This window comes from Rhodococcus sp. GB-02 (assembly GCF_053470465.1).
In genome coordinates this window covers 838,584-853,584 of the sequence record NZ_JBPUKE010000003.1, presented here as the reverse complement: position 1 = coordinate 853,584, position 15,001 = coordinate 838,584, and the positions used below count along the sequence as shown (strand labels likewise).

Annotated in this window: 16 protein-coding genes; 10 read left to right on the top strand and 6 right to left on the bottom strand. The window is 63.2% G+C overall.

Features of this window, described 5'->3' with window-relative positions; genetic code table 11:
- Positions 1 to 17 precede the first annotated feature (17 nt).
- Positions 18 to 344, bottom strand: coding sequence for a DMT family transporter (locus ACSW29_RS24450; protein WP_317827828.1), 327 nt, complete (start codon positions 342 to 344; stop codon positions 18 to 20).
- Entirely contained in the window at positions 341 to 691 is a 351-nt protein-coding gene (locus ACSW29_RS24445; RefSeq protein WP_317827827.1) for a DMT family transporter, read from the bottom strand. Before ACSW29_RS24445 ends, ACSW29_RS24450 begins: the two co-directional genes overlap by 4 nt.
- A gap of 53 nt (positions 692 to 744) precedes the next feature.
- Between ACSW29_RS24445 and ACSW29_RS24440 the strand changes: the two genes are divergently transcribed.
- The 5 genes from ACSW29_RS24440 (at position 745) to ACSW29_RS24420 (ending at position 5,435) form a co-directional block, all read left to right on the top strand.
- Positions 745 to 1,464 (top strand): transglutaminase domain-containing protein, encoded by a 720-nt coding sequence (locus tag ACSW29_RS24440; RefSeq protein WP_317827826.1) that lies wholly within the window; start codon positions 745 to 747, stop codon positions 1,462 to 1,464.
- Positions 1,465 to 1,493: 29 nt separating this feature from the next.
- On the top strand, positions 1,494 to 2,351 hold the full coding sequence (gene map, locus ACSW29_RS24435) for a type I methionyl aminopeptidase (RefSeq protein WP_230813004.1): 858 nt from the start codon (positions 1,494 to 1,496) through the stop codon (positions 2,349 to 2,351).
- 8 nt (positions 2,352 to 2,359) lie between these two features.
- Positions 2,360 to 3,871 (top strand): cobyric acid synthase, encoded by a 1,512-nt coding sequence (locus ACSW29_RS24430; protein WP_317827825.1) that lies wholly within the window; start codon positions 2,360 to 2,362, stop codon positions 3,869 to 3,871.
- A gap of 84 nt (positions 3,872 to 3,955) precedes the next feature.
- Entirely contained in the window at positions 3,956 to 4,525 is a 570-nt protein-coding gene (locus ACSW29_RS24425; RefSeq protein ID WP_230813006.1) for an RNA polymerase sigma factor, read from the top strand.
- A gap of 76 nt (positions 4,526 to 4,601) precedes the next feature.
- Positions 4,602 to 5,435 (top strand): GAF and ANTAR domain-containing protein, encoded by an 834-nt coding sequence (locus tag ACSW29_RS24420; RefSeq protein WP_317827824.1) that lies wholly within the window; start codon positions 4,602 to 4,604, stop codon positions 5,433 to 5,435.
- On the opposite strand, the gene ACSW29_RS24415 is transcribed toward ACSW29_RS24420, so the two are convergent.
- Positions 5,432 to 5,857 carry a DUF6069 family protein gene (locus tag ACSW29_RS24415; RefSeq protein WP_317827823.1) on the bottom strand — a complete coding sequence of 142 codons (426 nt, stop codon included), beginning with the start codon at positions 5,855 to 5,857 and terminating at the stop codon, positions 5,432 to 5,434. The two genes, ACSW29_RS24420 and ACSW29_RS24415, sit on opposite strands and share 4 nt — an antisense overlap.
- Positions 5,858 to 5,941: 84 nt before the next feature.
- A complete protein-coding gene (locus tag ACSW29_RS24410) occupies positions 5,942 to 6,811 on the bottom strand; it encodes a PhzF family phenazine biosynthesis protein (protein WP_230813009.1) in 870 nt (289 codons plus the stop codon).
- A gap of 120 nt (positions 6,812 to 6,931) precedes the next feature.
- Here ACSW29_RS24410 and ACSW29_RS24405 point away from each other — a divergent pair, with 120 nt between their 5' ends.
- Both ACSW29_RS24405 and ACSW29_RS24400 read left to right on the top strand, forming a co-directional pair.
- Positions 6,932 to 7,393 carry a PPOX class F420-dependent oxidoreductase gene (locus ACSW29_RS24405; protein WP_317827822.1) on the top strand — a complete coding sequence of 154 codons (462 nt, stop codon included), beginning with the start codon at positions 6,932 to 6,934 and terminating at the stop codon, positions 7,391 to 7,393.
- 210 nt (positions 7,394 to 7,603) lie between these two features.
- On the top strand, positions 7,604 to 8,149 hold the full coding sequence (locus ACSW29_RS24400) for an alpha/beta fold hydrolase (RefSeq protein WP_230813011.1): 546 nt from the start codon (positions 7,604 to 7,606) through the stop codon (positions 8,147 to 8,149).
- A gap of 78 nt (positions 8,150 to 8,227) precedes the next feature.
- Here ACSW29_RS24400 and mtr read toward each other — a convergent pair whose 3' ends face one another.
- Positions 8,228 to 9,604 carry a mycothione reductase gene (gene mtr / locus ACSW29_RS24395; protein ID WP_448278508.1) on the bottom strand — a complete coding sequence of 459 codons (1,377 nt, stop codon included), beginning with the start codon at positions 9,602 to 9,604 and terminating at the stop codon, positions 8,228 to 8,230.
- On the bottom strand, positions 9,601 to 10,650 hold the full coding sequence (locus ACSW29_RS24390) for an alpha/beta hydrolase (protein WP_230813013.1): 1,050 nt from the start codon (positions 10,648 to 10,650) through the stop codon (positions 9,601 to 9,603). The genes mtr and ACSW29_RS24390 overlap by 4 nt, the downstream gene beginning before the upstream one ends.
- A gap of 146 nt (positions 10,651 to 10,796) precedes the next feature.
- Here ACSW29_RS24390 and mqo point away from each other — a divergent pair, with 146 nt between their 5' ends.
- From mqo to ACSW29_RS24375, 3 genes are all read left to right on the top strand, one after another.
- The gene (gene mqo / locus ACSW29_RS24385) at positions 10,797 to 12,335 is read left to right on the top strand and encodes a malate dehydrogenase (quinone) (RefSeq protein ID WP_269590692.1); all 1,539 of its coding nucleotides are present in this window, start codon (positions 10,797 to 10,799) and stop codon (positions 12,333 to 12,335) included.
- Positions 12,336 to 12,346: 11 nt separating this feature from the next.
- Positions 12,347 to 12,823: a GNAT family N-acetyltransferase gene (locus tag ACSW29_RS24380; protein ID WP_003942808.1), complete on the top strand. Its 477-nt coding sequence runs from the start codon at positions 12,347 to 12,349 to the stop codon at positions 12,821 to 12,823.
- Positions 12,824 to 13,047: 224 nt separating this feature from the next.
- On the top strand, positions 13,048 to 14,994 hold the full coding sequence (locus tag ACSW29_RS24375; protein WP_230813014.1) for a magnesium chelatase subunit D family protein: 1,947 nt from the start codon (positions 13,048 to 13,050) through the stop codon (positions 14,992 to 14,994).
- The last annotated feature ends 7 nt before the right edge of the window (positions 14,995 to 15,001 follow it).

The following is a 15,001-nucleotide window of genomic DNA, read 5'->3' as shown; positions in this document are numbered from 1 at the left end:
ACTGAAATGTGCTGGGCTCAGTGACCCGCTCCGAGTTCGATGAGAAGCACGCCTGCGGCGATGAGACCGATCCCCACGATCATGAGTTTGGTCAGTGGTTCGTGAAAGAGAATGCGGGATGCGATTGCCGTCAGCGCCACCCCGCATGCGGTCCAGATGCCGTACGCGACGCCTATGGTGAGGCCCGCGTCGAGTGCGAGTGTGAGGAAGGCGAAAGCGGCGAGATACCCCACGGTGACAACTGCGAGCCAACGCTTGTCGCTGCCGTCCTGCGACGCCATCCTCAGCGACAGTGTTGCGGTGACCTCGGAAACAATTGCAGCGATGAGAAACACGAATGTCATGCTGGGTCCGCCGGTCCGCTGTCGGCAGCTGCCTGAGAGCCGAGTTCGACGCACAGCACTCCGCCGATGACCAGGGCAATGCCGACGCCCATCGTGGCTGTCAGAGGATCTCCGAATAGGAAAGTCGCGAACACCGCGGTCAGGACAACTCCGGTTGCGCCCCAGATTCCGTATGCAACACCGAGTCCCATGCCCTCCCGCAGGACGAACGACAACGCGGTGAATGCTGCGAGATATCCGCCGACGACCACGACGTACCAGGCGGGGTGATCGAGGGCAGCGCGCAGAGACAGAGTCGCAGACACCTCGGTCAGGATCGCGGTGATCAACAGCAGCCATTTCTTCACGGTTCGGATTCTGTCAGGCTCCACGGATTCCGGCCGCGCACTACGGTTGAGACATGACGTGCGTGCTGCTCGGCGGAATCCGCGAAGGTGACATCCGCCACGAAGTGTCCGGTGGCGATATAACCGCGACGCCGATTCTCGACTGGGGCCACGACGACGTGGCCCGCCTCTACGAGGACATTGCAGAAGGTGCGATCCAGTCGGCGCGGGAGTTCCTGGTGTCGGCGCATCGCAGCGTCGCTGGAAATATTCGGCCGGTGTACGGCCTCGACGACCGGCAACCCGTCTCGGTGACATTGAGTCGAGAGCGCGGATCCTGCAGTCAGAGACTGGCCATCGTCGAAGCGTTGGCTCGCCGCCGAGGTATCGCCACCCGAGTACGCGGTCTCGTACTACGCGGGGAATTCTGGTACCCGAGATTTCGGCGTCTACATGCGGTGATTCCGAAGTCAGTGCTGCTGGCGTGGCCGGAATTTCTGGTCGACGGACGCTGGCAGGACATCTCCGAGATCGTTTCACCTGCGGTGGTCTCAGCTGTCGAACCATTCACGAACACCGGCGAGGAAACACTGTTCGACGCGATCGGACGCGCTCCGATCAGTTGGGGCAAATCAATTTCGTGCGATTGCTTGGACTTCTCCGAATTCGTCGACCGTGATCTGGGCACCTTCGAATCTCGTGACAAGCTCTTCGAGGAATTCGGACAGACGATGTCGACCCCCATCAGAATTCTCGTCGATCCGGTTTTCCGGAACTGGAGTGCATCCGGCTGACGCGCGACGCGAGGTCTAGGCTGTTCTGCATGTCTGTGCGTACCCCATTGGTCCCTGGAACCGTCTCTCCCGTCCTCGCTGTACCCTCGAAGATCGAGCGGCCCGAGTACGCGTGGAAGCCGACCGCCAAAGAGGGCAACGAGCCCTGGGTTCAGACGCCGGAGACGATCGAGGCGATGCGCATCGCCAGCAAGATCGCTGCAGGCGCGCTGCAGGAAGCCGGCAAGGCTGTCGCTCCCGGTACCACGACCGACGAGCTCGACCGCATCGCACACGAGTTCATGCTCGACCACGGCGCATATCCGTCGACGTTGGGCTACAAGAGCTTTCCCAAGTCGTGCTGCACGTCTCTCAACGAGGTGATCTGCCACGGAATCCCCGACTCGACCGTGATCCAGGACGGCGACATCGTCAATATCGACGTCACCGCGTACATCAACGGGGTGCACGGCGACACCAATGCGACGTTCCTCGCCGGTGACGTGTCCGAAGAGAACCGCTTGCTCGTCGAGCGCACACACGAGGCAACGATGCGGGCCATCAAAGCCGTCAAGCCCGGCCGCGCGCTCAACGTGATCGGACGTGTCATCGAGTCCTACGCCCATCGGTTCGGGTACGGCGTCGTCCGTGACTTCACCGGACACGGAATCGGTGAGACCTTCCACAACGGTCTCGTGATCCTGCACTACGACGAGCCCGCGGTAGAGACGATCATCGAACCGGGCATGGTCTTCACGATCGAACCGATGATCAACCTCGGTGGTATCGACTACGAGATCTGGGAGGACGGCTGGACCGTCGTCACCAAGGACCGTAAGTGGACGGCACAGTTCGAGCACACCCTGGTGGTCACCGAGACCGGTGCAGAGATTCTCACCCTGCCTTGAGTTCGGAGATGCATGGCGCTCTGCTGGTAGCGGGCACCACGTCCGACGCGGGCAAGAGCGTTCTCGTAGCCGGACTGTGCCGCATGCTGGCGCGTCGAGGCGTCCGAGTTGCTCCGTTCAAGGCGCAGAACATGTCGAACAATTCCGTCGTCACGCTCGACGGCGGAGAGATCGGCCGTGCGCAGGCCCTTCAAGCACGGGCGTGCGGGCTCGAACCGAGTGTTCGATTCAACCCGGTGTTACTCAAGCCGGGCAGTGACCGGACGTCGCAACTTGTCGTTCGGGGCAAGGCGACGACCACGGTGGGTGCTCGCGACTACATGCAGCATCGCCAGTGGCTTCGAGGAGTCGTGGCCGAGGATCTCGAATCGCTTCGATCCGAGTTCGACGTCGTGATCTGCGAAGGCGCCGGTTCACCGGCCGAAATCAACTTACGCGCAACGGATCTTGCCAACATGGGGTTGGCAGAGGCTGCACGGATTCCGGTCATCGTCGTCGGTGACATCGATCGCGGTGGGGTCCTGGCCCATCTTTTCGGCACCGTGGCGGTGCTCTCGCCGAGCGACCAGTCGTTGATCGCCGGGTTCGTGATCAACAAATTCCGAGGCGACGTTGCCCTGTTGGAACCCGGCCTCGAGCAACTGCACAGCCTCACCGGCCGGCCGACGCTCGGCGTGATTCCCTTTGCCGACGACCTCTGGCTCGATGCCGAAGACTCGTTGGGGGTGACCGGGAATGCTCCGGTCGGCCGACCGCGTCCGCCTCTGGGGGATCGGTGGTTGAGCGTCGCCGCGATCAGGCTGCCGCGGATCTCCAATTCGACGGATGTCGAGGCCCTGGCATGTGAACCGGGCGTTGCGGTTTCGTGGATCACCGACGCGGCGCGTATTCGCGACGCGGACCTCGTGGTGATTCCAGGGAGCAAGTCCACTGTCAGTGATCTCGAGTGGTTGCGCAGTACCGGCCTGGCCGACGAGATCATCGCTCGCGCAGGTCGCGGGCAGGCAGTGCTGGGAATCTGCGGTGGCTATCAGATGCTGGGCAAGTCCATCGTCGACGACGTCGAATCGGGATCGGGTACCACGGCGGGACTCGGACTGCTGGACCTCGAGATCGAGTTCGCGCCCAACAAGGTGTTGGCGCAGGTGACCGGTACGGCAGACGGTATCTCTGTGTCCGGGTACGAGATTCATCACGGCCGGGTAGTCCGCAACGGCGACCGTCCACTGCTGGAGGGTTCCGAAGGCGCACCGGAAGGCAGCGTGCGAGGGTCTGTTCGAGGGACCCACTGGCACGGACTCCTGGAAAGTGACGACTTTCGGCGCAGACTGCTGCGGGAGATCGAGGTTACCGGTTTTGTTGTTGCCCCCGACACTTCGGTTGCCGATGTCCGAGAGCAGCAACTCGACCTCCTTGCCGACCTTGTGGAACAGCATCTCGACCAGGATCTGCTCGAGAAACTGATCAACGGCGGGGCGCCGCGTGGGCTCCCCGTCATTGCCTCCGCACTCGAAGACTGAGAGCGCTCCCGCAGTCGTCTGCGTGGACGCGGTAGAATAGCCAGGCCTCACTCCCGCGACGGCTCCCTAGTAGGAGTGTGCGCGGTGACAGATCAATTCGACGGCTTGCTGACCGACTTCAGTGACGAGGTGCTGGTCGACGCGGCAATACTCGGCGATCACGCAGCCTTCGATGTCATCGTTCGCCGACACGGCCCGCACTTGTATCGATTTGCCCGTCGACTGCTCGCGAGCGAGAGTGACGTCGACGACATCGTCCAGGAAACCTGCGTTGCCGCGTGGCGCCAACTTCCGGGGTTTCAGCGGCGCTCGAGCATCAAGACCTGGTTGTTCGCGATCTGTTCCCGCAAGATCTCGGATTTCTATCGAAAAGTCGGCTCGTGCGCCGCTGACGTGGACGAACTCAGGGAAGGAGCTGATCCCCGATTGCGCGATCCGAGCGAAGAAGTTTGTGGCACAGCATTTCTCGACGCCTTGGAATCCGAACTCGATCGCCTGCCCCTGCACCAGCGCGCCGCCTGGGTCCTGCGGGAAGTCGAGGGGATGACGTATCCGCAGATTGCGATTGTCCTGGAACTGAGCCCGGACGCGGTTCGCGGCCAACACACTCGGGCGAGAAGAAATCTCGGCGCCGCACTCCACCGATGGCGATGACAGCTCGCCGGTGTGCCGGGTTTTGTCGCCGAACTCACTCTCCTTCCTGCCCTCGAAACTGGAAGAATGCTTCGTCGTGGATACCGCTTTCGACCCCAGAGGCTTCGACCCGAGAACCGAGGATTCGGTCCCGTCAGTGATGCCGGACGACGCGACGGCAGCCGGCGCTGACGTCGCCGTCGAGGCTGCGGAAACTCGACTGACCGCAAGCGCGGTCCGGGAGTTGCTGGCAGCGCTCGGGGGAAGTATCGGCGACGAGGACGAACTCGTGGTCTTGCTCCAGCGCGCCGTCGAAATCGCGAACGACGCCATCGAGGGCGCCGACAGTATCGGCGTCACCATCGATCTGGCCGGGCAGACCTACACCGCCGTTCACACCGACTCGCGGACCCTGCGCGTCGACATCGAGCAGTACGACGCAGGCGACGGACCGTGTCTGCACGCAGCTCGAACCGGTGAAACCGTTGTCGTCGATGCCGAGACCAGCGCGGAACGCTGGCCGCGGTTCGCGGCGGCGGCGAAGGACGAAGGGATCAAGTCCTTTCTCGCGGCGCCGCTCTTCACGCCGGATCAGCGTCTGGGTTCGTTCAACCTGTACGGACGCGCTCCAGCGGCCTTCGACAGCGTCGACGCGGACGTCATGGAGATTCTCACGACAACAGTCTCACGCGCGATCGGCGACTTCTCTCGCTTCAGATCTGCCAGGGCGGTGGCTGATGCCTTGCAACGCGCGCTCGAGACCCGGGCGCCGATAGAACAGGCCAAAGGCATGCTGATGGCCATCCATCGGATCGACGCCGACACCGCATTTCACATGCTGCGCAAGCAGTCTCAGACCACGAACACCAGGTTGCGCGACGTGGCAGCCGAGATCGTCGAAACGTATTCCGCGCCGCCAACCGCGGTCTAGTTCGAGGGGGACCGACGTACAGCCTCGAGCGCGACGACGACGCCCGCGGCGACAACCACGTGCATCAGCGCGAGCATGACCGTGCTGGCGGCGTCGAAGTCTGCGGCAATGGTCAGAGCGATGGTGCCGAGCGCCACGACTGCACCCACGATCTGGGCGATGCGGATGATCGGCTCCCACTTCAGTGAGATCAACATTGCGACCGACAAACCGACCAGCAGTGGCACCACCGTCAATGTGATGACCCCACCAGGCGCGACGCTCGCAGGCTTTCCCTGATCTGTCATCTCGAAGGATCCGCCCAATGCGAGGCCGATCAACCACAGGATCAGATTGACTACGAGAGCAACTACCGTGGCGCCGAGTACGGCACGTGGCTTGGTGACGTGGAGGTTGTGTGCGGTTGACGCGATTGCAGACATGGTGTTCTCCCGGCTCGATGCGATGGTCTTGTGATGGTGTGGTGATGTAGACCTTCGGACCCGGAGAAACTCATCGCCGGGCAGTTACCGCGGATCGGCGATGGGCACGGCGGTGCCCGTGACCGCGATGCCGCCGCCTGCCGGGATGTCGACCGCGAGAACACTGGGACGCCCGACGTGTCGGCCCTGCAAGATGGTGATCCGGCGAGGAGTGGCCGCCGGGTCGAGTTCGCGCAGGTAACCGCCGGTCGATGCAGCAGCAGAGCCCGTTGCCGGATCCTCGGTGATTGCTCCCACCGGAAAGAGATTGCGGGCTTCGAAAGTGGAGTCGTCCAGTGGATGCAGGATCGTCACCGTGCCGGCCCATCCCTGCGCGTCCATCAGAGTTCGCATTGCGGGTGGATCGAAGGTGAACTCGTCGAACGTCCCCTGATCACGAAGTACGACGACCGGGTGCGTGTTGCCGGCGTACGAGAGCATGGCGGGATACCGCTGGTCCAGTGCAGACGAATCGACGCCGATCAGCCCGAGCAGTGCCGTCAACACAGCATGATCGATCGGCGAGACCGACGGTTCGACGCTGGTGAAGGTCGCGGTGGATCGCCCGTCTTCGTCAGTCGCCGTGTCGATGGATACCGGTCCGATCGGTGTTTCGAAAGTGAAGGTTCCGCTGCCGTCGCGCTCGGTGAGTGCTACGGCTGTCGCGATGGTGGCATGACCGCAGAACGGTACTTCGGCGATGGGGGAGAAGTAGCGGATCCGGCTGTGGCGCGGGTTGTCTCCGAGTTCCGGTTCGATGAGAAATGCCGTCTCCGCATACCCGATTTCGGCTGCAACAGATTGTAATTCGGAGTCGTCTAGCCCACGGGCGTCGAGCAGCACGCCGGCCGGATTACCGCCGGCCGGATCCGAACTGAACGCAGTCAGCCGGAGGATGTCGCGAGAATTTGCCATGTCGACCATCTTTGTCCGCCGCCATCGATCGGGGGAAGAGCAGTCACGCGATTGCGGTCCGCAATCTTCGAACTGGACTGCCTCGGAACAAACCGGCCGCACGGCGTCGTTGGTGCAGTTATGAGCAATGACACAGGCACTGACGACGCGTTGTTCGCACTCGTGGCCGAGGGAAAACAAGGTGTGCTGGCAACCGTCAAGCGTGACGGCCGTCCACAGTTGTCCAACATCATTTACCGCTGGGATGCCGAGTCGAAGACGGCTTCCGTGTCCATCACTGCCGATCGCGCCAAGAGTAAAAATGCGGTCCGCGATCCGCGGGTTTCCCTCCATGTCAGCGCGCCCGACTTCTGGAGCTACGCCGTGATCGAAGGACTTGCCGTGGTGACACCCGCAGCGGCCGATCCTCACGACGAAGTGTCTGACGCACTGGTCGAGCTCTACCGGGACATCAGCGGTCAGGAGCATCCCGATTGGGAGGAGTACCGCGAAGCAATGGTGGCAGAGCGTCGACAGATTCTCACGGTACGGGCTGATCACGTCTACGGAATGACGCGGCTCCCGAAGCCGTCCGGCACCTAGCCTGCCCTTCACCTGAGTTCGGCCCACCCCCAACCCCGAGCGAACGGTACGTTCGTCGCCTCAGATGCGCCGAAAGCCACTTTCGCTCAGTGGGGAGGCGGTGCAGAGCGAATAAATCGGACTCGCAGGCGGTGGTGAGAATGTATGAGTGGTCATACTTCTGTCGACTCCAGGGCCCTCCACAGTGTGGATCGCGTACCGTTTCCAGACATGGAATTGACTCGAGTGGCGGTGGGCAGTGGTTCGTGCACCGTTCGGATCGACGGGCCGGTCAGCAAGCACGCGGTACTCCTGCTCCCTGGCAAAGGCGACCCCGTCGACTTGTACGACGATGTGTGTGAGCGACTGCATCATTCGGATCTGCGGACCGTCGCGGTGGAATCGATCGAGAATCTCGACGAGACATCAGCAGTGGTACTTCTGGACGAGTTGAACATCGCCTGGGTGAACCTGGTCGGTCACCGGGAGGGGGCCGATCTCGCCTGGCTGTTGGCGGCACGGCAGTTCGGCCGCTTCGCGAGTCTGATCGCGGTGGACCGCGGACATCCGTCGGCGAGCGATATTGCCGGCGTACCGCCGGTCGAAGTGCCGACCACCATCGTCGTGGGCAGTGGAGGTCGGGCCATTGCCGACGCCAGCGGTCGTTTCGTGTACTCCGATTTCCGCGTGACGGAACTTCCGGGTGTCGACGACGTCGTGAAGTCTGCACCGGCCGAACTCGCAACCGAGATCGTGCTGCGTACCAGCCCCTGGTGAAACACTGACCTATGGAAAGGCGGGCACTCCCATCGCGCGGAGTGCCCGCCTTTTCGGCGTCGTACGGGTTGCGGGGGCTCAGATGTCGAGGCCGAGCAGCGCGTTCTCGACTACTTCGGCCAGGGCCGGGTGGATCCAGTACTGGCCGCGCGCCATGTCCTGAGCCGACAAACCGAAGCTCATCGCCTGGATGAGCGGTTGGATCACCGTCGGGGCCTGCGTGCCCATGACGTGGGCACCGAGAATGCGTCCGGTGCCGCGCTCGGCGATCACCTTGCAGACACCCTCCTGATCCTCCATCGCCCACCCGTACGCCACGTCTCCGTATGCCTGCACCTTGACGGCGATGTCGAGTCCGGCGTCGCGGGCCTGCTTCTCCGTCATGCCGACATCGGCGATCTGCGGGTCGGTGAACACTGCGGCGGGTACGAAGCGGTGGTCGGTGCTACGAAGTCCGGACGTGTCTTTCCACGCATCCTGAAGCAGGTTGTGCTGAACGACCCGCGCTTCGTGATTGGCGACGTGCTTGAGTTGGTACGGCGACGAGACGTCACCGAGCGCGAAGACGCCCTCTGCGGTGGTGCGCTGGTATTCGTCGACCACGATCGAGCCCTTGTCGTCGAGTTCGACGCCGGCCGTGTCGAGACCGAGTAGATCGCCGTTGGGCTGGCGGCCCACCGCGACGAGGAGGACGTCACCGGAAACGACTGTGCCATTTGCCAGTTCGACGGCGATGTTGTCGCCGTCGTCGCGTACCGACGTGAGAGGGGAGCCCAGATGGACGTCCCACTTCTGTTCGGCCAACTCGGTGAAGCGCTCGGAGATCTCGTCGTCGAGGTGCCGCAGCAGTCTCTGGCTGCGACCGATGATCGACACGCGAGAACCCAACGCGGAGAACACGTGTGCGAACTCGGTGGCAATGAATCCGGAGCCGACGATCACGAGGTGCTCGGGAAGGTCGGGCAGTCGCATGATGTCTTCGTTGGTGTAGTACTTCACACCACTCGACGCGATCTCGTCCGGGATGATCGGACGCGAACCGGCTGCGATGACCACCTGGTCAGCGGTGATCGTCTCACCGGTTCCGGTGTCGATCGTCTTGTCGCCGGTGAACGTGGCGTGGCCGCGGTAGACGGTGGTGTTGGGACTGTCTTCGCTGCGGTACCGCTCACCACCTGCGGAAATGGGATCGATGCGGCCGAAGACGCGCTTGACGATGTCGGACCAACGGACGCCGTCGAGCGTGGCGTCGACGCCGTACTTCTCGGCAGTGGTGACGGTGCGTGCCACCTCGGCGGCGTAGACGAACATTTTGGTCGGGATGCACCCGACATTGAGGCACGTTCCGCCGAAGGTGCCCTCTTCGAGGATTGCGATCTTCTTGCCGTCGAACCGCTCGTCGGGCAGCGAGTTTCCGGATCCGCTGCCGATGATTGCAAGGTCGTAGTGCGTCACTGCGCGATCTCCTGTGTGTTGCTTGCTGTGCTTGCCGAACTTTCTGCGGCCGGGGTGAGGTGGCCGTCGAGCCACTCCAACCACAGGTCGAGTTCGGAAAAGGCTGTGGCCAAGGGCTTCTCGGTCGAAAGGAACACGTCGTGACGGGCGCCGTCGATCGGGACGATGCTGGTTCGATCGCCGAGGCAACCGGCCCAACGTGCGATCTGCTTGACGTCGAGCACGGAATCGGCGAGGTCGACGCTCGGGTTGTACGCCTTCGCGAACTGCGACTTCTTCGAGCGCAGAATCAGCGCAGGCACTCCGATGTCGAGGCCGCGGTGCAGTTTTGCGTGACCCGCTCGGACGGCCCGCATCCAGCCGAAGGTGACGGGGCAGCCGGCCAGTGGCTTCCAGTCGAGGTTGTAATCCCAGACTCCGTTGGCCGAAACGTGAAGACTGGAACCGTAAGTCGGTAGCCCGGTGCCGGGGATCACGGTCTTTGCCGAGACCCGACCGAGGGCGTCGATAGCGGTGGTGCCGACGTTGCGAACGACCGAAGGTCCCTGAAGGTCGAACCACGGGCTGTTGAGTACCAGCCCGCAGATTCCGGCGCCAGCGCTGCCACCGGGCTTGCGCTGCAAGCGGTTCAGCCACAGCGGAACGATCAGACCGCCGGTGGAGTGCGCCATCGGCAGCACCTCGCTGCCGTCGGTCTCGTTGCCGACGATGCGCAGCGCCTCGTTCAGTTCGGCGTCGTAGAGCGCGAGGTCGGACACGTAGTGCGCTGTGTGTCCCGGCTTGAGGGACCGGCCGCACTTACGCAGGTCGAGTGCAAAGAAGGCGTAGCCCTGCTCGGCAAAGTGCTCGGCAAGGTGCTTCTGGAAGAAGTAATCGGTGAAACCGTGCACGTACAAAACGGCACGGTGTGTCTTCACCGCCTCCTTCTGCGGTTGGTAGCGGACCAGTGTTGCGTCCACCTCGCCTTCGCCGTCCGGATCCGTTCCGAGCGGGATCGTCAGCTGCTGATATCCGTCACCGAGGACGTCTGGAACCCAAGTAGTCACAAATCACAATCTAATCGTCGTTTCGAGTGCGCGTTGTAGAGCACAATTGGGGGTGGTGAACCGCGCGTGTACGCACGGGTAACCTATTCGGCGTAACACAGCAGGCGGATGCGCGCACGGCTAATGACAAGGAAGTCGATTCTCCAGTGTCGAATCAGAACGCGGTAGAGACGAAGACGGATGTAGTGCTCGTGGGCGCAGGCATCATGAGTGCCACGCTGGGCGCATTGCTGCGCCAGCTGCAGCCCGATTGGTCGATCTCGACCTTCGAGCGGCTCGATGCCGTCGCAGCCGAGAGCAGCGACCCCTGGAACAACGCGGGAACCGGTCACTCCGCCCTGTGTGAGCTCAATTACACCCCGGAGAACTCGGACGGCACGGTCGACATCAAGAAGGCCGTCAACGTCAACGAGCAGTTCCAGGTGTCTCGCCAGTTCTGGGCACACGCGGTCGAGCAGGGCGTCCTGACTCAGCCCAAGGAATTCATCAACCCCATCGCACATGTGAGCTTCGTTCACGGTGAGGCCAACGCCAAGTACCTGCGTGCTCGCTACGACGCACTTGCCGGCCACACGCTCTTCCGCGGTATGGAGTACATCGACGATCCGGCCGAGTTCAGCGAGCGTCTGCCGCTGATGGCCAAGGGACGCGACTTCTCCGATCCCATCGCGCTGAACTGGAGCCAGGACGGCACCGACGTCGATTTCGGAGCGCTCACCAAGCAGCTCATCGGCTACATCGGTAAGACCGGCGGCAAGATGTACTTCGGCCACGAGGTCACCAACCTGACCCAGAATTCGGACAAGTCCTGGACCGTCAAGGTCACCAACCGTCGTACCGGTGAAAAGCGCACCGTGCGCTCGCGCTTCGTGTTCGTCGGTGCCGGTGGCGGCGCCCTGCACCTGCTGCAGAAGTCGGGCATCAAGGAAGCCAAGGGCTTCGGCGGCTTCCCGGTCAGCGGCGCTTTCCTGCGCTGCACAAACCCCGAACTCATCGACCAGCACAGCGCCAAGGTCTACGGCAAGGCTGCTGTCGGCGCCCCGCCCATGTCGGTGCCGCACCTCGACACCCGCGTCATCGGCAACAAGCCGGGACTGCTGTTCGGCCCCTACGCCGGATGGTCGCCGAAGTTCCTCAAGCAGGGTCGCGTCACTGACTTGCCCGGCTCGGTCAAGCCCAACAACATCCTCTCGATGCTCGGCGTCGGTGTCAGCGAGCTCGGCCTGGTCAAGTACCTGGTCAGCGAACTCGCCAAGAACGAAGCCGGGCGTATCTGGGATCTGCGTGAATTCGCGCCCAAGGCGCAGGCCCAGGACTGGGAACTCATCACCGCCGGCCAGCGCGTCCAGGTGATCCGCCGGGCCAAGGGCAAGGGTGGTGTTCTCGAATTCGGCACCGCTGTGGTCGCCGCTGAGGACGGTTCCATCGCCGGTCTGCTCGGTGCTTCGCCCGGTGCGTCGACGGCCGTCCCGGCGATGCTGGACGTCCTCGAGCGCTGCTTCCCGACCGAGTTCCAGGGTTGGAAGGGCAAGCTTCGTGAGATGGTCCCGTCCATCGGCGTCAAGCTCACCGACAACGAAGGCCTGTTCAACCAGGTGTGGGATTGGTCCTCGAAGGTCCTCGAGCTCGATTCCGCCGGCGTTTCCGAATCCGTTCCGGTCGCGGATACCGCCGCGACTGTGTGATAGTCCAACCCATGACGGCAACAGCAGCTTTGAAGCGTTCATGGGCACTCGATCTCGACAACAAGACGTTCTACGAGTTGTTGAAGCTTCGAGTGGAGGTCTTTGTCGTCGAGCAGGCCTGCCCGTATCCCGAGTTGGATGGGCGGGACCTGCTGACGGAAACACGCCACTTCTGGCTCGAACAGGACGGCCAAGTGGTGTGCACGCTCCGTCTGCTCGAAGAGCACGACGACGGAAACAAGAGCTTCCGAATCGGGCGTCTCTGCACCTCGCGTCAGGCTCGTGGACAGGGTCACACGACCCGTCTCCTGCAGGCCGCACTGGCCGAGGTCGGTGAAGCGCCGTGCCGGATCAATGCGCAGACCTACCTGGTCGAGATGTACGCGAAGCACGGATTCAAGGCTGACGGCGAAGAGTTCATCGAAGACGGCATCCCGCACACCCCGATGCGTCGTGGTGGGGGAGAGCCATTCGTGGCTGTCAGCTAGTTTGTTCGAGATTTGACCCTGGTCGGCTCATGGGAAAGTGAGCCGACTAGGGTTTTTTCGATACCGAATGTTCGCGGGGAAGTCCTGTTCGATTCAGGCGCGGTCCCGCCACTGTGAAAGATCTCTCCTCTACCGATCGTCCGGGAGATCTCAGCCAGGTTGCCGCGGCATTCGAGTGCAGCCAAATTCTCGGCGAGGAAACCGAGAGGTGGAGGGATATCGACGTGCGAAGTGAAGAAGATCGACCAGTGGCGGGCTTCCCGTTCAGTGCTGTGGTCGGCCAGGATCAATTGCGATTGGCGCTGATCCTGTGTGCGGTACATCCGGGGATCGGTGGCGTTCTGGTCCGCGGTGAGAAGGGAACTGCCAAGTCGACGGTCGTGCGCGCGCTGACTGCGCTGCTGCCCGCAGTCGACGACGCCGGAACGACGCGACCGGCCCGCTTGGTGGAACTGCCCGTCGGCGCCACCGAAGACCGGGTGATCGGTTCGATCGACTTGGAGAAGGTCCTCCGCGACGGGGAACGCGCTTTCCAACCTGGACTTCTCGCGGCCGCTCACCAGGGCGTTCTGTACGTCGACGAGGTGAATCTGCTTCACGACCACCTGGTCGACGTGCTTCTCGACGCCGCGGCGATGGGCCGGGTTCACATCGAGCGTGACGGCATCTCCCATTCGCATCCGGCCAAGTTCGTACTCGTCGGCACGATGAATCCCGAAGAGGGAGAACTGCGTCCACAGTTGTTGGACCGTTTCGGTCTGGCGGTCGATGTCGCAGCTTCTCGCGACGTCGACGTTCGCATGGAAGTGGTGCGTCGCCGCCTCGACTACGAGCGCGACCCCGAGGCGTTTGTCGCTCGGTACGAATCAGCCGATCAAGAGTTGGCAGCCGAAATCCTCACGGCGCGTGAGAAACTGGACTCCGTTGAGTTGAGCAATCGGGAGCTTCGTCGTATCGCCTCACTGTGTGCGTCGTTCGACGTCGACGGAATGCGCGCTGACTTGGTGCTCGCGCGCACCGCGACCGCCCACGCCGCGTGGCGAGGCGACAGTGAGGTCACTGCGGAGGACGTGCGAGTGGCGGCAGAACTGACGCTGCCGCATCGCCGCCGCCGTGACCCGTTCGACGAGCCCGGCTTGGATCAGCAGCAGTTGGACGATGCACTCGAGCAGGCTGATCAGGATGCCCAGTCGCAGGTCGAGGACGACGCGCGTGACGGGGAGCCCGAACCTCCCGAGAATCCCGACGGTCGTGGCCCCGAAGATGGCGGCTCCGGTGATGGGGGACCAGGCGATGAGGGGCCGGACGATGACGGCCCGGAAGACCCTGACGGGCCAGGTGGGGGAGTGCGCGCCACTGATCGACCCTCGGCACCACCGGCCGGCGAATTCAAGGCCAAGCTCCTCGAGGTTCCGGGAGTCGGTGAAGGTGCACCGGGACGCCGCTCGCGATCCATGTCGTCCCGCGGACGGGTTGTGCGATCCACCCGGGAGCGTGGGCACGGGTTGCATTTGACGAGCACGGTCTTCGCCGCAGCCGAGTCCCAAGTTGCGCGCGGTCGTACTACGGGGCGGCTGCGACTGGCACCGGATGATCTTCGCGGCGCGATTCGTGAAGGGCGAGAAGGCAATCTGATCGTCTTTGTTGTCGACGCCTCGGGGTCGATGGCAGCACGCGATCGGCTCTCCGCGGTCACCGGTGCCGTCGTCTCGCTGCTCCGCGACGCCTACCAGCGCCGCGACAAGGTCGCCGTCATCACTGTTCGCGGCCGCGAAGCGGAGCTCGTACTGCCGCCGACGTCTTCGGTGGACATCGCCGTTCGCCGTCTGCAGTCCATGCGTACCGGCGGCAAATCCCCACTCGCAGAAGGATTCCTGCGTGCCCGCGAGGTGGTTCTGCGTGAGCGCCTTCGTGACCCACAGCGCCGCGCCCTCGTCGTCACGCTCACCGACGGCCGAGCTACCGGTGGCAAGGACGCGCTGCATCGCGCCCGCGTCGCCGCGCATCTTCTTGCCGATGCGTCCGTTGCGTCCATCGTCGTCGACTGCGAGACCGGCCTCGTTCGTCTGGGGTTGGCGGCCGAGTTGGCCCGAGAACTACGTGGCGGTTACGTCCGCCTAGCCGAATTGTCAGCGCAGCAGGTCGCGGGTGTCGTCCGCGCCGCAGCCTAGATCCCAG